We start from the raw sequence: 15,861 nt of genomic DNA on the forward strand, positions 1-15,861 counted from the left end.
TTCGCGGGACGGCTAGGAGCTGTGGTTGCGCGACCTGCTGACCAACACCCTCGGCGGATCCGCTGCCGCAGCGGCGCCCTCGCACGCCGTCTCAGGTCGTGACGACGATCTTGCGGCCGGCGTACAGGCCCTGGTCGAAACGCCGGTGTGCCTCGACCACGTCGTCGAATCCGAAAACCGTATCGACGGCCGGTTGCAGGGCGCCGAGCCGCACGCCGGCGGCCATGAACGCCGCGGTGCGTGTCAGCTCCGGCCCGTCCAGCAGGTGGTCCCAGCCGCGATAGTTCAGCACCGTCGACGGCGAGTCGACCGGCTGCGGGGTGGGACGTGGGTCGAGGAATCCCCCGGCCACGAGAACACCGCCCGGGCGTGCGGCCCTCAGCAGGTCCTGCTGACCAGGACCACTGATGAGATCGAACACGACGTCCGCGCCCTCACTGCCGGTGAGACGACGGGTCTCGTCGACAACGTTCTCCGCGTCCGTGGCGATGACCGCCGTCGCGCCGGCGGAGAGCAACTCGTCGATTCTCTCGGCGCTGCGTGTCACGGCAATGGGCACAGCACCGATCTCGTTGGCGATCTGCATCGCCATCCGGCCGACGGCACCCGACGCCCCGGCGACGAGGACGTGGTCGGCGGGTCGCAGCCCCGCCATCTCGATCAACGACCCGTAGGCCGTCGCGAAGGCGACCCAGATCGACGCCGCGTGGGGGACGTCGAGCCCTGCCGGGCGGGGGATCACCGCGGTGGCGGGTAGCGTGACGTGCTGCGCGTACGCACCCCTGACCGCGGAGTCGGGCAACGCCGCGACGATGACCGCGTCGCCGACCCGCAACGTCGAGACCTCAGCACCGACCGCGTCGACGATGCCGGTGCCCTCGATACCCAGCCGGGCGTGCGGCAGCGGCACCGGCGCGGGGGAGCGTCCCGAGCGCATCATGGCGTCGAGCGGGTTGACGGCGAACGCCTCGAGGCGCACGCGGACCTCGTGCTCGGCGGGCTCCGGCTCGGATTCGCCGACGATGTGCAGGACCTCGGGCCCGCCGAACTCGTCGAAGACGACGACCTTGGACATGCTGTCTCCTCGTACCGATCGCAGTGGTCTGATCCGATTCCACGCTAGGTCGCTGCTCGTTACCGATCGGTACCTTGAAGCCATGCAGAATGCGTCCGGAACGGCCTTCCTCGCCGACTGCCCAACGCGCCTGGCCGTCGAGATCATCGCCGACAAGTGGGCCGTTCTCGTGCTGTTCGGGCTCGGCCAACAGCCACGCCGTCACGGGGAACTCGTCGAGCTCATCGGTGGCATCTCGCGCAAGGTCCTCACCCAGACCCTGCGCCGGCTGCAGCAGTACGGCCTCGTCGAGCACCGCGAGCAGGACGGGCGGTACTCCGACTACCACCTCACCGATCTGGGCCGCACCCTCATCGAACCGATCGAGACGCTGACGACGTGGGCACGCGATCACGGTGCTGCGATCGCCTCCTTCCAGGAGACGCATGGCTGGTGACGGCGCCGTGGCACTCGTGACCGGTTCGACGTCGGGCATCGGTGCGGGCGTGGCCCGGCGCCTGGCCGCCGCGGGGTACCGGGTCATCGTGCACTCGAGGTCGTCGACGGAGGCCGGCCGTGCCCTGGCGGAGGACATCGGCGACGCCCACTACGTCCAGGCCGACCTGGCCGTCGACGCCGACCGCAGCCGGCTGGTCAACGACGCCGTCGCGGTGTGGGGCCGCCTCGATGTGCTGATCAACAATGCCGGTATCAGCCACGTCATCCCGCACCAGGAGCTGGCGGCCGCCACCCCCGACGTCTGGCACGCCCTCTACGAGGTCAACGTCATCGCACCGTTCCGGCTGATCACTGCGGCCGAACCGTTCCTGCGTGCGGCCGCGCGGGACGGTCGTAGCGCGGCGGTGGTCAACATCGGGTCGCATGCCGGCGTCCGGCCGAAGGGCGCGTCCATTCCCTACGCCGCGAGCAAGGCCGCCCTGACCCACGTCACCAAGCTGCTCGCGGTGTCCCTCGCGCCCGGGATCCGGGTCAACGCCGTCGCTCCCGGCCTGGTCGACACACCGCTCACCGCGGACTGGCTCGACGCCCAGGAGCTGTGGCGGGTCCGCTCGCCGATGCGCCGCCCGGCCACGCCCGACGACGTGGCCGAGATGGTGCTCGCGCTCGTCGGATCGGACTACGTCACGGGCGAGGTGCTGGTCGTCGACGGCGGCCTCAACCTCACGTGAGCGGGCCGGACCGGCCTAGGGTTCGCCCATGACCGAACCGTCGACCGACACCGCGGTGCCCCCGATGTTCAGCGTGCCGGACGCGCAGCTCGAGGACTTGCACCGGCGCCTCGCGTCCACGAAGTGGCCGGCCCGGTGGCCGGACCGCCGGCCCGGCGACTGGACCGCCGGGGCACCGGCGGACGAGGTGAGCAGGCTGACTGATCGCTGGCAACACGGCTACGACTGGCGACGGGTCGAGCGCGAGCTCAATGCGCTGCCGTGGGGCCACGTCGATCTGGACGGGGCAAGCATCTCCTACCTGCACTTCCGGGCCGAGGACGCCGACGCCCTACCCATCGCCCTGACGAACGGGTGGCCCAGCAGCTTCGCGGAACTGGTCGGCCTCGCCCGTGCGCTGTCGCAACCCGCCGCGGGCACCGAGGACAACCGCCCCGGCTTCCACGTCGTCGTCCCGTGCCTGCCGGGTTTCCCGGGAAGCGACCAGTCACCGGCTTTCCCCGCGGCCGTCCCGACGCACGAGCTCTGGCACCGACTCATGAGCAAGCACCTCGGCTACCGCCGCTACGGCGCGCACGGCGGCGATCTCGGCGCAGGGACGACGTCGCTGCTCGGCCAGCACCATCCCGAACACGTCGTCGGTATCCACCTGACGTCCGTCGCGGACCCGGCCGCCTACGACACGTCGACCCTGACCGCGGACGAACGGGCCTACCTCGCCGATGCCGCCCGATGGGTACGGGACGAGGGTGCCTACGAGCACCAGCAGATGACGCGTCCGGAGACGTTGAGCTACGGGCTGTCCGACTCGCCAGTCGGGTTGCTCGCGTGGATCGTCGAGAAGTACTTCGCCTGGTCCGACAACGACGGAACCCTGGCGTCGGTGTTCACCGACGACGACATCCTCACCCAGGCGTCGCTCTACTGGTTCACGAACTGCATCGCGACCTCGTTCCGGCCCTACTTCGAACACGCTCAGGGCCACGCGCCCCGTGTCGATCGCGTCGAGGTGCCCACAGCGGTTGCGGTGTTCCCGAAGGACCTCACGCGGCCGCCCCGCAGCTGGGTCGAACGCACCTACCGGGTCGAGCGGTACACCGTCATGCCGCGCGGCGGGCACTTCGCGGCCCACGAGGTTCCGGACCTGCTCGCCCGGGACCTGGCCGCGTTCTTCGCCGGGCGGAGCTGACCACGACCGGTCGTACAGCGGACCGGTCCTCGCGGCGGGGCCGGTTCCCGAGGCGGTCGATCAGCCTCGTCGACCGACGACCGGGTTGAGTGCGGTCGCGGCCGGTCCGTTCGGGACGGCGCCGGGCAGGAACTCCTGCCACGTACCGCTGATCATGGTGGGGGAGGCGACGACCCGCGCGCCGTCGGCGAAGTAGGTCGTGGCCAGCGCGCGCCGCGGCTGGGTGGTGTTGTTGCGGCCGGCGGTGTGGAAGCACGTTGCGCCGTGGAAGCTGACCTCGCCGACGGCGTAGGGACCGTCCTCGACCTGCACGCCCGCTGCTGCGAAGCGCGCCGACACGGCCTCGTCGTAGCTGGTGCCGGCCCGGTCGAACACGAGGCCGTCGAGCAGCGGCCGCAGGTCGGCGCCACGCGCGAACGACAACGGGCCCATCGCGGCCGGGATCGCCGACATCGGCATCCACGCGGTGACCGCGGACAGGGTGGCCAGCGGGAAGTGCTCGGCGTCGTGGTGCCACGGCGTGCGGCCGCAGCCGGGTTCTTTCGACAGCGCGTTGTCGTGGTAGATCCGCACGTCGGTGTCGAGCAGGGCGGCCGCGATCGCGCCCAGACGGGACGACAGCGCAACCTCGCGCATCAGCGGGTCGTGCTGCCACATCTGCTCGAGCGCGGTGAACCGCCCCGCGGTGTCGTCGCCGTGCTCAGCCGTCAGGAGCTCCGCGAGACGGTCGGCCAACCGCCGCACGACGCCGGGGGTCAGCACGCCCGGCAGCTTGACGAACGACTGCTCGCGGAAGTGCTGCACGTCCTCAGGTGTGAGCTCGTACGCCGTGTCGAGCAGGACGGCCACTTCGGCGTCGTCGGCCGGCGGAACGTCAGGCAGCCCCGGCCCGTCGACGAGCGGTGTCGCTGCGTCGTTCGAGGCGAGGCTGACGTACCAGTCCCACCACTGCTGGTCGTCGCCCGCCCAGTCCTGCTCGAGCGCGCCGTCGCGGTTGGCCTCGGGCAGCAGCGGGTTCACAGCCACAGCAACATCACCTCGTGGTCGAAGGAGTACGCGCCGGACGCGTCGCGGCAACCGGCGAGGTAGTCGCCGAGCACCGGGGCTGCTTCCATCTCCTCCAGCGAGGTCGTGTCGTCGAACGCGCAGCGCTGCAGGAAGCCCTCGGCGACGGAACGGTCGGCCGTGCCGGACGTGTAGGTGATGACCTGGGTGCGAACCCTCGCGCCGGCCGACTCGAGCGCATCGCGTACCTGCTCGGCGCTCGTGTAGGGCGTCTCGTCCCGGACGCCGGCGCGGAAGGCGTCGTAGAAGGCCAGGTAGTGCGAGCGCGCGGTGGCCTGGGCGACCAGGCCGAGGCCGCCGGGACGCAGCGCCGCGACGAACCGCGCGGCCGCGTCGCCCAGCTCGTCCGGGCGCAGGGCGTACAGCGCGTGGGTAGCCCAGACCACGTCGTAGGGCTCGGTGTCGGTCGGCAGCGCCTGCAGGGTGATCGCGAACTCCTCGGCGGCGCGGAACGGCGGCCGCAGCTGCGCCCGTGCCTCGGCGATGCTGAACGTCGACGGGTCGAGCAGGTCGTACGCCAGCTCGGGCAGGTCGGCGATGTCGGTATAGGTCGTCAACGCCGTCGGGAACTTCCCCGATCCGCAGGCGACGTCGAGCAGCCGCCAGCCGTCGTGTGCGACGGCGCCGAGGGTGGCCGGCCAGTCCGCGGCGAGGGCGAGCTGGTGGTAGTCCTCGGTGGCGAGTGCGTAGAACGCTTCCATCTCGGCGCGACCGGCCTCGCTCCAGTGCTCGAGACTGCGCTGCGCGGTGTCCCCGGGTCGCCCAGGTTGCCCAGGTTGCGCGGTGTCGCCCGTGGTTCGGGATGCGGGTGCGGCGTCAGAGGTCATGGTGCCCTTTCGGTGCAGCCGCAGCCGTCGCAGGTTTCGATCGGCATGAATCGTCGGCATGGGTCGCGGTGCCCCGACGATGCGATGGGACCGATCCGAGAGACGTGGCTAGATTGAGTCTAGGTCGCGCGGCTTCAAATCCAAGCCCGCTCGATCCGTGCGGGCCGCGCCGGCCTCGAGGGGACGCATGAGCCGCACCGTCGTCGTCACCGCTGTCGATCGCCTGCGGGACGAGCTGCGCGACCGCCCGCCCCTGGAGGCGCTCGAGCCGTCCGAGTACGCGACCACCCACGCGCTGTTCGAGGCCCGCTCGGATCAGCGCGCAAACCTCACGAGCTGGGTGGTCCGGCACGTGGCGGCCCGGGCCACGTCGGCCAGTCGGGTGCTCTCCCTGGGCTGCGGTGACGGATCGGTGGACGTGCAGGTCGCCGCCGCACTCGCGGCGTTCGGGCGCCCCGTCGACTACGTCGGGGTCGAGCCACACGCCCCGAGCGGCCGCGTGTTCCGCGACCGCCTGGAGGACCTGGCCACCGCGCGTCCCACGCTGGTGACCGACACCTTCGCGCAGGCCCGCCCCGCAGGCCTGTTCGACGTCGTGCTCGCCGTGCACTCGCTGTACTACGTCGACGATCTCGCGAGCACGGTGCGCCGGGCGCACTCGCTGCTTACGCCCGGCGGCGAGCTGGTCATCCTGCACGCACCGCGCGAGCCGTTGAACACCCTGGTCCCGATTCTGTGTCCCGGGCGCCGGCAACCGTTCTCCGACCAGCTCCTGCGGCTGACCCGCGCGGAGTGGCGACCGACGGTCACCCGGATCGACGCCCGCTTGGACCTCACGGCCTCCGGCGATCCCGAGGTGGACCGTCAGCTGCTGGAGTTCACCGTCCAGGCCCGGCTGCCCGACAGGCTGCTGCCGCTGGTCCGTGACGCGCTGGCCGACCACACGCTGCCCGGACCGGGCACGGTCCTGCCCCATCCGGTCGACGCGTTCGTGATCGCGCGCTGATCGCTTCGCCCCAACCCGACCTGCAGACGATCAGTTCCGGTCATTTCTTGACAACTCTGGTCATAGCGGCTTCGGTATGGACGGGTGACCGGTGGGCATCGGCCTGCCCACCCGCGGCAGCGACGCCGCACGACGTCAGGAGCAGAGCGTGGATCAGCACCGAAAGCACGTGCAGCGGCTGGTCGTCGCCTTGACGTCTCTGGCCCTGGTCCTCACCGGGTTGGTGGCAGCCGGCCCGTCTGCCGCGGCACCGTCGCGTGTCCACGCCGCGGCGCACCAGGTGGGCGCCGGCAACGGCCGGATCAAGCCCGTCATCAACAGCAACTTCGCCGACCCGAGCGTGCTGCGGGTGGGCCGCGTCTACCACGCCTACGCGACGAACTCCGGCGGTCAGAACATCCAGCACGAGACGTCGACCGACCTCGTGCACTGGACCAAGCGCGCCGACGTGCTGCCCACCCTAGGCGCCTGGGTCGGCCCGTGCACCTTCACTCCCGGCGGGGCCACCGACCACTGCGTCTGGGCGCCCGAGGTCACCCCGGTTCGCGGCGGCTACGTGCTCTACTACACCGCTCGGGACGCCCTCGCGCCGCGGCAGTGCGTTGGCGCCGCGTTCTCGCGGTCGGCGAGCGGCCCGTTCGCGCCGATCGGTACACAGCCGCTCGTCTGCCCCGACGGTGAGCGCGGTGCCCCGAACCTCGGCGGCGCCATCGACGCCTCGACCTACCGGGAGCACGGTCAGCTCTACCTGCTGTGGAAGTCCGACGGCAACTGCTGCTCGCTTCCGGCCACGATCTTCCTGCAGCCGCTGTCGGCCGACGGCCGCACCCTGACCGGGCCGGCCACCGAGCTGATCCACAACGACCAGCCGTTCGAGAAGGCGGTGGTCGAGGCGCCGAAGCTGGTCAAGCACGGCGGCCGGTACTACCTGTTCTACTCGGCCAACGTCTTCGGTGGCGGGAACTACCGCACCGGCTACGCGACAGCCACCAGCCTCACCGGGCCGTACACCAAGTCGCGCACCGAGCTGATGGCCACCGACCAGTTCCACGGCCGCGTCATCGGCCCCGGCGGCGAGGACCTCGTCACCACGCCGAGCGGCGGGACGGCGATCGTCTTCCACGGGTGGGACCCGACCTACAGCTATCGGGCGATGTACGTCAGCGCGCTGGACTGGTCGACGCCCGGGCAACCCGCGGGCACCCCGCACGTGGTGGCCGCCGACCGGCGTTTTCAGGCCGAGGACGGCACGGTCACCGACGCCCGGGTCGTCGCCGACGACACCGCATCGGGTCTGGCGAAGGTCGGCGGGCTCGACAACGCCGACAGCTCGGTCACGGTCCGGGTCTGGGCCGACCGGGCCGGCCGGTCCACGTTGGGTATCCGCTACGACAACGGCTCCACCGACGCCGACGGCGTGGGCGTGCCGGCCACCGACACGATCACCGTCAACCGGCGTCGCGCGGACCCGCTGACCCTGCCCAACACCGCGTGGGGCAACTGGCAGACCGCCGAGTACCGCACCGTGCTGCACCGCGGGTGGAACACCGTCCGGCTGGCCAAGAGCACCTGGTACGCCGAGATCGACGCGATCGACGTCTACCGCGAGGCGCCGGCCCGCCCGGCGCCCGCCGCTCCGACGTGCGCCACCACGCGCTACGAGGCAGAGAGCGGAGTCGTCACCGACGCCCGGGTCGTCGACGACGCGCTGGCGTCGGGCGGCGCGAAGGTCGGCGGTCTCGACCACCCCGACAGCTCGGTGGCGCTGACCGTGCAGGCGCGGCGCTCAGGCCTGACCACCATCGCCGTCCGCTACGGCAACGGCTCGCTCGACAACAGCGGGTACCCCGTGGCGGCGACGGACGCCGTGACCGTGAACGGCCGCGATGCCGGGGTGCTCACGTTCCGCAACACGACGTGGGACAACTGGCAGACCGCCAACTACCGGCTGCGCCTGCACGCCGGCACCAACACGATCACCTTCACCAAGAAGACCTTCTACACCGAGCTGGACGCCGTCGACGTGTGCTGACGGCCACGGCCGCCGAACCCTGGCGCGGGTTGTGGGCAGGAACAAACCACGACGACACGAGGAGCGACGTGGACACGGCAGCACGCCTGATCGAGGTACATCGACCCCGTAACGCCGAGGCGGTCGCCCTGGTGCTGCACGGTGGCGGCTCGCGGGTGGGGGGAGCGGCCGTCTCGCCGACCCAGCTGTCGGTGCTGCGGATGATCCCCATCGCCCGCCGCATCGCCCGCATCGGTGGTCGCCGGCTGGCGGTGTACCGGCTGCTCAACTCGGTCCGCGGCTGGGACGACGCGCACACCCCGGTGCAGGATGTGCACTGGGCACTGGACGAGCTGGCCCGGCGGCTCGGCGCCGAGCTGCCGGTGGCACTTGTCGGTCACTCGCTCGGCGGGCGAGCCGCGCTGCTGTCCGCGGACCGACCGGAGGTTCGCTCGGTTGTGGGGCTCGCCCCGTGGGTCTATCCCGCGGACGGCCAGGTCGACGCGTCGGGTACCCGAGTGCTGATCGTGCACGGCACCGCCGACCGCATCGCGTCCCCCGAGAGGTCGTGGCAGGCTGCCCAGCGACTGCGCCGCACCGCGTCGTCGCTCGCCTACGTCCGGGTCGACGGCGGGAAACACGCGATGCTGGCGCGGCACGGGGAGTTCTCCGGTCTGGCCGCCGACTTCGTGGCCGCGACGACACTCGACCGGTTCACCCCGTCGCGACGCGTGGCAGCACTCGTCAACGGGGTGGAGGACGCGGTCGTCGTCTGACGCAGGACGAATTCGACGAGACGTGTCGGACCGTGTCGAGAACCGACGATCCGTTCCGTCCCCTGGTCGGAGGACGGCAGGATGGTCGTCCCGGACCGAAGGAGACACGTCATGGCGAAGTACCTGTTGCTGAAGTACTACCGCGGCGGCCCGGAGCCGGTCGGCGCAACCCTCGTCGGGGCATCGCCGGAAGAGATGCGGGCCCACGTCGAGCACATGGGAGCGCTCAACACCGAGCTGCAGGAGCGTGGCGAGTTCGTCGACGCGCAGGGCCTCGCGCCCACCGGCACGTTCGTCCGCGGTGGCGGCGAGGGCGGCGGCCCGGTCACCGACGGCCCGTTCGCCGAGACCAAGGACCTCATCGCCGGGTTCTGGATCGTCGACGTGGACTCCGAGCAGCGCGCGTACGAGATCGCAGCGCGCGGCTCGTCGGCGCCCGGCAAGGGCGGCCGGCCCGTCAACGACTGGATCGAGGTGCGGCCGTTGATGTCCGAGGCGCCGGCGTCCTTCGACGAGCTGTTCGACCAGCTCTGACCATCGGGCGCGACGGGATGGACGACGTCCTGCGGGCGGTGGCGCCCCGCGCACTCGGCGTCCTCGTCCGCCGCGGACACGGGTTCGCGGCGGCCGAGGACGCCGTGCAGGAGGCCCTGATCGAGGCCTACCGGCGCTGGCCGGACGCAGGGGTGCCGTCGGACCCGTTGGCTTGGATCGTCACCGTCGCCCACCGCCGCTACCTCGACGCCTACCGGTCGGACGTCGCGCGACACCGGCGGGAGGACGCCGCGCTCGACGAGCCGCTGCCGGGTGCGACCGAACAGGCCGACGACACCCTGCAGCTGTTGTTCCTGTGCTGTCACCCGGTGCTGTCGCCGGCGTCGGCGATCGCGCTGACCCTGCGCGCGGTCGGCGGGCTGACCACGCGCGAGATCGCCGACGCGTTCCTGGTCCCGGAGGCCACGATGGCCCAACGCATCAGCCGGGCCAAGAGGACGGTTGCCGGCGAACGGCTCGACCGTGCGGGCGAGCTCGACCGCGTGCTCACCGTGCTCTACCTCGTCTACAACGCCGGACACTCCGGACGGGTGGACCTCGCGACCGAAGCGATCCGGCTCACCCGTGACCTCGCGACGACCCGACCCGATCCCGAGGTCCAGGGGCTGCTCGCCCTCATGCTGCTGCACCACGCCCGCCGCGACGCGCGCACCGGCGCCGACGGTCGCGTGATCACCCTCGACCGGCAGGACCGCACGCGGTGGCACCGTGACGAGATCGCCGAGGGGGTGGCGATCCTGCAGGCGGCACTGGCCGAGGACGCCCTGGGCGCATACCAGGTCCAGGCGGCCATCGCGGCGCTGCACGACGATGCGCCGAGGGCGGCCGAGACGGATTGGACCCAGATCCTGCAGTGGTATGACGAGTTGCAGCGGCTGCGGCCGGGTGACCCCGTCGTGGCCCTCAACCGCGCCGTAGCGGTCGGTGAGGCGGACGGCCCACAGGCCGGTCTCGCCGCGACCGCCGGACTCGACGACGCCCTCGCCCACAACCACCGCCTCGCCGCCGTGCGGGCGTACCTTCACGAGCGGTCCGGCGACTCCGTGCGTGCGGCGCAGGTCTACGGGCAGGCGGCCAACGCGGCGACGAACGTCGAGGAGCGGGACCACCTCGCCCTGCAGGCCGCCCGCCTGCGGCACCAGGCCCTTTGACGACACCCTGGGCAGCGCGCCTAAGTGGGGGAGCTGGTCACCAGGTCATCGTGCGGACGTCGTGCATGGAACCCACGAGTGCACTGCTCTCGCCGGTCCGGGTGACCGCAGTGATGTCGCCCGGGTAGTACTGCACCGCGCTCCACACCCCGCCGACGGACGTCGCCGCAGCGTTCCCGGTCGCGACCAGGCAGGACGATGTCGAGGTACAGAGCAGCCGGGAGATGGGCAAGGGAAGCACGTGCAGGATTTGTGTCCGAGAGGACACGATGCTGCCGCGTGCGGTGCCGGCCAGGCAATCGATGTGGCTTGAGCAGTACAAGGAGAGCACCTGGTCGTTGCCGATGTCGACCACGCCGCCGTCTGTCCTCCAGACACCGTCCGACAGCGTGGCCAACCCTCCGTCCGTGGCCGCGACCTCGCACTGCCCGGCGGCCCAGCAGGAGACGTTCGCCAGCCCCCGCAAGACGCCGAAGGGCAACGCAGCAGAGGCAAAGGAGCCACCGTTGTACACCCACGCCTTGGAGCGTGAGATGGCTACGCAGAACGTCGTCGATGTGCACTGCACGGCGAGGATGGTGACGACCCGGTCGTCGACGGGCGGCTCGACACTCGTCCAGGACAGCCCGTTCCACCGCCACACAAGATTCTCGGTCGCGGACAGGCAGAACGTCGCCGATGTGCACGACAGCGTCTGGTAGCCCGCCGAGCCTGTCGCGCCGTCCGGCGACACGGGAGACCACGAATGCCCGTCGCTGGTCAGGTAGCGATCATGGTTGTCGATGGCCATGCACAGACCGGGGTCCGGGCACGCCAGCTGGTCGATCCAGCCGGTGGAGTCGACCGTCGTTGCCGCCCCGAAGGTCTGGGGCCGGGACGGGCCGTAGCGGTAGGCGTCGTAGCGCGACGGCGCTGAGGAGTCGACGGCGTTCGTGACCACGACCTGAGCTTGGCCGGCTGCGTGAGCAGGGGTGACGGCGGTGACCGTGTGTGAGTCGACGCCGACGACATGGGTTGCGGGGACGCCACCGAAGGTCACCCGCGTGGGGTGGTCCAGCGCGTTCCCCGTGATCGTCACCGTGACACCGCCTGTGGTGAGACCGTCGGCGGGGTTGAACCGGTCGACGGACGGCGGAGGCGCAATGGTCAGCGACATGGTGGCCACGCCCTGCGCGGCGCTGACACGCAGGGGTATGCGACCGGCAGCACTGACGATCGAGGGGAACGTGATGCTCCGGCCGTCGTTCGACTGCGAGAAGTAGTAGGGGTGGACGCCGCCTTCGGTCACCGAGCGCACGTCGTACAGGTAGCGGCCTTGGACGGTCACCATAGGCAAGTTAGTGCTCACCACCTTCGGGCTCACGGACGTGAGTACCGGTGCCGGCCAGTGGTAGGCGAAGGACGAGGCGCGGCCGGTCGACGACGTTCCGCCTGCCGCGGTGTGCATCCGCAGCCATCCGTGCGCGGGTGTCGAACGGGACGGCACGCGCACGGTGATGGTGTGGTCGGAGAGCCGTCGGTAGCCGACCACCCGGCCGAGGACGGTCACCCGCAGGTGCTGGGACATGTTCCGGCCGTGCACCACGACGCGCTGCCCGCCGGTGGTCGGTGCCGACCGCAGCGACATCGAGGTGACGGCGGGGCGGTGCTTCGTCGTTCCGGCTGCCGGGCCGGCCAGCACTGCCGTCGTCAGTGCGGCCGTGAGTGCGGCGACCGACCAGGCCACCAGGAGACGTGCTCGCACCGGCGCTCCCAGGCTCATGATCGTTGAGGAGGATCGTAGCTCACGTCTGGTTCACATGTCGCCCGCAGCGATCACGAAGCTGGGGACCGGGGTGGGCGGCGTGCGCGTCAGGCCGGTGGAATCAGGGCCCGGATGGCCGACGCGGACACCTCGTCGAGCTCGAAGCAGCCGAAACGGAGCTTGGCCCTCGGCAGGTGGTCACCGAGGCGGGCCAGCGGCACCGGTTCGATCTCGCGCAGCTGCGCCCGCCGCCGGAAGCCGCCGGGGATGGCCTCGCTCGGCTCGACGTCCGTACCCGTGACGGCACCCACCACCGTGATGGCCCGCAACGGTTCGCCGCGCGGGAACGACCGGGTCGGCGAGTAGATCAGGACGTCGTCGCCGACCGCCATCCGCGCCAACGGGGCACGCTTGCCGTGGTTGGCCATGACGTATCCGGCCTCGACGCCGCGCCGGGCGTGGTCGAGGGACGCGACCAGGACCCACGTGCGCGACGCCATGCCGACACCCTAGGCAGCGCCTACCTCGGAGAAGAACGATGAGCGGGTTCCGGACCCACTAGCGTGTCAGGGACACAACAGCCGCCGGCTGGCGTCCGAGCACGGAAGGGGACGTGGATGGGCGTCCTCGACGTGTTCGACCAGGTCACCGACGCCCTCTCCGGCTCGCCGTGGACCTATCCACTGATCACCGGCATCGTCGCCGGCGACGCCGTGCTGCCCGTCCTGCCCGGTGAGACCGCGGTGGTCACCGGCGGTGTGCTCTCCTCGAACACCGACCTGTCGATCGTGCTGGTCATGGTCGCCGGGTTGGTCGGGGCATTCGTCGGCGACACCGTGGTCTACCTCATCGGTCGCTGGGCCGGTCCGTGGGCGCGGCGCGTCCTGCTGTCCGGCAAACGCGCCGAGAAGACCATGCACTGGGCCGAGGAGCAGCTCGGCAAGCGGGGCGGCTCCATCATCGTGGTGGCCCGCTTCGTCCCGGGCGGCCGCACGGCGACGACCTTCGTGGCCGGCACCACCGGCTACGACTTCCGCCGATTCGTGGTCGCCGACCTGATCGGCGCGACGGTGTGGTCCGTCTACAACGCGTTGATCGGGCGCATCGGCGGCGCGGCTTTCGAGAACCAGACCTGGAAGGCACTGCTCTTGGCCTTCGCGCTCGCACTGGTCGGCGCCGGCGTCATCGAGGGCGTCCGGCGCCTTCTCGAGCGTCGGAACAAGCCCGAGGATGCGGAAAGTCGCACACCCCGATGATCTTAGGATCCCCGGTTCGTTAATATGGCCGGGTGAGTGCGGGAGCCGAGTATCCGGATGCCGGCACCGGGGACGTCGACGGCTCGGCGAGCAAGGTCGCGGTCCTGCGACCCGAGGGCGATCTCGACACCGGCTCGGTCCACGAGCTGCGCGAACGCCTCGACGTCGTCCTCAACGACGACCACGTCTCGACCGTGGTCCTTGATCTCACCTTCATCCGCTTCGTCGACTCCAGCGGCCTCGGTGCGCTGGTCGAGGCCCGCCTGCATGCCGAGGCGACGGGGACGCGGCTGGTGCTGCGCAACGCCGGCCTGCAACCCCTGCGGTTGCTGCGGACGACCGGCGCGTACGACGCGTTCACCTGGGGCTAGCCGTCGGGGCCTAGCCGTCGGGGGGACCGCTAGTCCCTGCCGCGGGCGGTGCACGGGGAGCAGGCTGGGACGTGTACCCACCACGGAAGGATCACCCATGACCTCACCGGTCACCGCTGCCGGCACGTACACCCCCGCCGACGGCCTCACCCTCACCCGCATGGGCTACGGCGCCATGCAGCTCGCCGGCCCCGGCGTCTTCGGACCGCCGAAGGACCGGGACCGCGCCGTCGCCGTGCTGCGCGAGGTCGTCGAGCTGGGCATCACCCACATCGACACCAGCGACTTCTACGGGCCGCACGTCACGAACCAGATCATCAAGCAGGCATTGCACCCGTACGCCGACGACCTGCACATCGTCACCAAGGTCGGGGCGCGCCGCGACGCCGACGGCGGCTGGCCGCACGCGCTCGAGCCCGAGGAGCTGCGCACCGCCGTGCACGAGAACCTCGACAATCTCGGCCTCGACGCCATGGACGTCGTGAACCTCCGCATCGGTGCGGTCGACGGCCCCGAGGCCGGCTCCCTGGAGAAGCCGTTCACCGCCCTGGCCGCGATGCAGCAGGAGGGCCTGATCAAGCACCTCGGGGTCAGCAACGTGACCGCGGAGCAGGTGGCCGAGGCGCAGGCGATCGCCCCGATCGTCTGCGTGCAGAACAACTACAACGTCGCGCACCGCGACGACGACGCGCTGCTCGACTCGCTCACGGCGCAGGGGATCGCGTTCGTGCCGTACTTCCCGCTCGGCGGGTTCAGCCCGCTGCAGTCGAACACGCTGTCCTCGGTGGCGAAGCGGCTCGGCGCGACGGATCAGCAGGTCGCGCTGGCCTGGCTGCTGCAGCGCTCGCCCGCGGTGCTGGTCATTCCGGGGACGTCCTCGCCGCAGCACCTGCGAGAGAACGTCGCCGCCGCGACGCTGCAGCTCCCTGCCGACGCAGTGAGCGAGCTGGACTCGATCTCGTCCTGAGGTTCACCCGCGCGACCAGCTCCGGACGTGGTCGGGCACGGCAACCCCGCCCGGCAGATCCGGAGCCGGCTGCGGGGTGCCGGCCCGCAGCGGCACCAGGGGCAGCACTCCGGCCCAGTAGGGCAGGTCGAGGTCGGCTTCGTCGTCCGCCGGCGGCCCACTGCGGGTCTTGACCGAGGCCTCGGTGAGCGGCAGTCGCAGCACCGTGGTGGCCGCGAGTTCCTTCGGGGTCGGGCCCCGCACGTCCGCCGACCGTCCCGGGACGACCGCATCGACCAGGGCGCTGAGCGCCGCCTGCTTCGCGGCCGGGTCGACGACCTCCTCGGCACGGCCGTGCACCACCACGGCGCGATAGTTGATCGAGTGGTTGAAGGCGGACCGCGCAAGCACGAGACCGTCCACCAGGGTGACCGTGACGCAGACCGGCAGGCCACCGTCGCGGGCGGCGCGCAGGGCGCGGGCGCCGGACGATCCGTGCAGGAACAGCTCGTCGCCCACGCGGGCGTGCAGCTGGGGGAGCACCACCGGTTCGCCGTCGACCACGAACCCGACGTGACAGAAGACCGCCTCGTCGAGCACCGCGTGCACGGCGGCGCGGTCGTAGCCGAGCCGCTCACGGTGCCGGGTGCCGGTGGTGCGGGCGGTCGTCTCGTACGTCTCAGTCATGCCGTAGTTCTTAGCGTGTTCCCAGCGTCAGCG

At 71.2% G+C, this 15,861-nt stretch carries 17 protein-coding genes; 11 read left to right on the forward strand and 6 right to left on the reverse strand.

Features of this window, described 5'->3' with window-relative positions:
* Positions 1 to 91 precede the first annotated feature (91 nt).
* Positions 92 to 1,075 carry a zinc-dependent alcohol dehydrogenase family protein gene (locus ACFFCA_RS08225; protein WP_375483632.1) on the reverse strand — a complete coding sequence of 328 codons (984 nt, stop codon included), beginning with the start codon at positions 1,073 to 1,075 and terminating at the stop codon, positions 92 to 94.
* A gap of 82 nt (positions 1,076 to 1,157) precedes the next feature.
* Here ACFFCA_RS08225 and ACFFCA_RS08230 point away from each other — a divergent pair, with 82 nt between their 5' ends.
* Genes ACFFCA_RS08230 through ACFFCA_RS08240 form a run of 3 tightly spaced genes read left to right on the forward strand, consistent with a single transcriptional unit; the run spans position 1,158 to position 3,433 of the window.
* The gene (locus tag ACFFCA_RS08230; RefSeq protein WP_375483634.1) at positions 1,158 to 1,511 is read left to right on the forward strand and encodes a winged helix-turn-helix transcriptional regulator; all 354 of its coding nucleotides are present in this window, start codon (positions 1,158 to 1,160) and stop codon (positions 1,509 to 1,511) included.
* Positions 1,501 to 2,244: an SDR family NAD(P)-dependent oxidoreductase gene (locus tag ACFFCA_RS08235; RefSeq protein WP_375483636.1), complete on the forward strand. Its 744-nt coding sequence runs from the start codon at positions 1,501 to 1,503 to the stop codon at positions 2,242 to 2,244. The genes ACFFCA_RS08230 and ACFFCA_RS08235 overlap by 11 nt, the downstream gene beginning before the upstream one ends.
* A gap of 28 nt (positions 2,245 to 2,272) precedes the next feature.
* Positions 2,273 to 3,433 carry an epoxide hydrolase family protein gene (locus ACFFCA_RS08240; protein ID WP_375483638.1) on the forward strand — a complete coding sequence of 387 codons (1,161 nt, stop codon included), beginning with the start codon at positions 2,273 to 2,275 and terminating at the stop codon, positions 3,431 to 3,433.
* Between the two features lie 60 nt (positions 3,434 to 3,493).
* Here the strand turns inward: ACFFCA_RS08240 and ACFFCA_RS08245 are convergent, their stop codons facing one another.
* Both ACFFCA_RS08245 and ACFFCA_RS08250 read right to left on the reverse strand, forming a co-directional pair.
* Positions 3,494 to 4,459 carry a phytanoyl-CoA dioxygenase family protein gene (locus ACFFCA_RS08245; protein WP_375483640.1) on the reverse strand — a complete coding sequence of 322 codons (966 nt, stop codon included), beginning with the start codon at positions 4,457 to 4,459 and terminating at the stop codon, positions 3,494 to 3,496.
* On the reverse strand, positions 4,450 to 5,325 hold the full coding sequence (locus tag ACFFCA_RS08250) for a class I SAM-dependent methyltransferase (protein WP_375483642.1): 876 nt from the start codon (positions 5,323 to 5,325) through the stop codon (positions 4,450 to 4,452). Before ACFFCA_RS08250 ends, ACFFCA_RS08245 begins: the two co-directional genes overlap by 10 nt.
* A gap of 187 nt (positions 5,326 to 5,512) precedes the next feature.
* Between ACFFCA_RS08250 and ACFFCA_RS08255 the strand changes: the two genes are divergently transcribed.
* From ACFFCA_RS08255 to ACFFCA_RS08275, 5 genes are all read left to right on the forward strand, one after another.
* Positions 5,513 to 6,331 (forward strand): class I SAM-dependent methyltransferase, encoded by an 819-nt coding sequence (locus ACFFCA_RS08255; RefSeq protein WP_375483644.1) that lies wholly within the window; start codon positions 5,513 to 5,515, stop codon positions 6,329 to 6,331.
* A 148-nt stretch (positions 6,332 to 6,479) separates the two neighbouring features.
* Positions 6,480 to 8,363, forward strand: coding sequence for a family 43 glycosylhydrolase (locus ACFFCA_RS08260; protein ID WP_375483646.1), 1,884 nt, complete (start codon positions 6,480 to 6,482; stop codon positions 8,361 to 8,363).
* A gap of 68 nt (positions 8,364 to 8,431) precedes the next feature.
* On the forward strand, positions 8,432 to 9,118 hold the full coding sequence (locus ACFFCA_RS08265; protein WP_375483648.1) for an alpha/beta hydrolase: 687 nt from the start codon (positions 8,432 to 8,434) through the stop codon (positions 9,116 to 9,118).
* A gap of 111 nt (positions 9,119 to 9,229) precedes the next feature.
* A complete protein-coding gene (locus tag ACFFCA_RS08270) occupies positions 9,230 to 9,652 on the forward strand; it encodes a YciI family protein (RefSeq protein WP_375483650.1) in 423 nt (140 codons plus the stop codon).
* A gap of 17 nt (positions 9,653 to 9,669) precedes the next feature.
* Entirely contained in the window at positions 9,670 to 10,824 is a 1,155-nt protein-coding gene (locus ACFFCA_RS08275) for an RNA polymerase sigma factor (protein WP_375483652.1), read from the forward strand.
* Positions 10,825 to 10,861: 37 nt separating this feature from the next.
* Here ACFFCA_RS08275 and ACFFCA_RS08280 read toward each other — a convergent pair whose 3' ends face one another.
* Positions 10,862 to 12,568, reverse strand: coding sequence for an IPT/TIG domain-containing protein (locus ACFFCA_RS08280; RefSeq protein WP_375483654.1), 1,707 nt, complete (start codon positions 12,566 to 12,568; stop codon positions 10,862 to 10,864).
* 107 nt (positions 12,569 to 12,675) lie between these two features.
* Positions 12,676 to 13,068 (reverse strand): EVE domain-containing protein, encoded by a 393-nt coding sequence (locus tag ACFFCA_RS08285; protein ID WP_375483656.1) that lies wholly within the window; start codon positions 13,066 to 13,068, stop codon positions 12,676 to 12,678.
* 117 nt (positions 13,069 to 13,185) lie between these two features.
* Between ACFFCA_RS08285 and ACFFCA_RS08290 the strand changes: the two genes are divergently transcribed.
* The 3 genes from ACFFCA_RS08290 (at position 13,186) to ACFFCA_RS08300 (ending at position 15,162) form a co-directional block, all read left to right on the forward strand.
* Complete coding sequence (locus ACFFCA_RS08290) at positions 13,186 to 13,824, forward strand: DedA family protein (protein WP_375483658.1); 639 nt, start codon at positions 13,186 to 13,188, stop codon at positions 13,822 to 13,824.
* Between the two features lie 32 nt (positions 13,825 to 13,856).
* Positions 13,857 to 14,195, forward strand: a complete 339-nt coding sequence (locus ACFFCA_RS08295; RefSeq protein ID WP_375483660.1) for an STAS domain-containing protein — start codon at positions 13,857 to 13,859, stop codon at positions 14,193 to 14,195.
* A 97-nt stretch (positions 14,196 to 14,292) separates the two neighbouring features.
* A complete protein-coding gene (locus ACFFCA_RS08300) occupies positions 14,293 to 15,162 on the forward strand; it encodes an aldo/keto reductase family oxidoreductase (RefSeq protein WP_375483662.1) in 870 nt (289 codons plus the stop codon).
* A gap of 3 nt (positions 15,163 to 15,165) precedes the next feature.
* Here the strand turns inward: ACFFCA_RS08300 and ACFFCA_RS08305 are convergent, their stop codons facing one another.
* Positions 15,166 to 15,828, reverse strand: coding sequence for a pyridoxamine 5'-phosphate oxidase family protein (locus ACFFCA_RS08305; RefSeq protein ID WP_375483664.1), 663 nt, complete (start codon positions 15,826 to 15,828; stop codon positions 15,166 to 15,168).
* Between the last annotated feature and the right edge of the window lie 33 nt (positions 15,829 to 15,861).

This window comes from uncultured Jatrophihabitans sp., assembly GCF_964252635.1.
Classification (GTDB): domain Bacteria; phylum Actinomycetota; class Actinomycetes; order Mycobacteriales; family Jatrophihabitantaceae; genus Jatrophihabitans.

Bases quoted from the DNA above. Each gene is read 5' to 3' on its own strand.
- ACFFCA_RS08225 (WP_375483632.1), bottom strand. From the start codon at position 1,075: ATGTCCAAGGTCGTCGTCTTCGACGAGTTCGGCGGGCCCGAGGTCCTG.
- ACFFCA_RS08230 (WP_375483634.1), top strand. From the start codon at position 1,158: ATGCAGAATGCGTCCGGAACGGCCTTCCTCGCCGACTGCCCAACGCGC.
- ACFFCA_RS08235 (WP_375483636.1), top strand. From the start codon at position 1,501: ATGGCTGGTGACGGCGCCGTGGCACTCGTGACCGGTTCGACGTCGGGC.
- ACFFCA_RS08240 (WP_375483638.1), top strand. From the start codon at position 2,273: ATGACCGAACCGTCGACCGACACCGCGGTGCCCCCGATGTTCAGCGTG.
- ACFFCA_RS08250 (WP_375483642.1), bottom strand. From the start codon at position 5,325: ATGACCTCTGACGCCGCACCCGCATCCCGAACCACGGGCGACACCGCG.
- ACFFCA_RS08255 (WP_375483644.1), top strand. From the start codon at position 5,513: ATGAGCCGCACCGTCGTCGTCACCGCTGTCGATCGCCTGCGGGACGAG.
- ACFFCA_RS08270 (WP_375483650.1), top strand. From the start codon at position 9,230: ATGGCGAAGTACCTGTTGCTGAAGTACTACCGCGGCGGCCCGGAGCCG.
- ACFFCA_RS08275 (WP_375483652.1), top strand. From the start codon at position 9,670: ATGGACGACGTCCTGCGGGCGGTGGCGCCCCGCGCACTCGGCGTCCTC.
- ACFFCA_RS08285 (WP_375483656.1), bottom strand. From the start codon at position 13,068: ATGGCGTCGCGCACGTGGGTCCTGGTCGCGTCCCTCGACCACGCCCGG.
- ACFFCA_RS08290 (WP_375483658.1), top strand. From the start codon at position 13,186: ATGGGCGTCCTCGACGTGTTCGACCAGGTCACCGACGCCCTCTCCGGC.
- ACFFCA_RS08300 (WP_375483662.1), top strand. From the start codon at position 14,293: ATGACCTCACCGGTCACCGCTGCCGGCACGTACACCCCCGCCGACGGC.
- ACFFCA_RS08305 (WP_375483664.1), bottom strand. From the start codon at position 15,828: ATGACTGAGACGTACGAGACGACCGCCCGCACCACCGGCACCCGGCAC.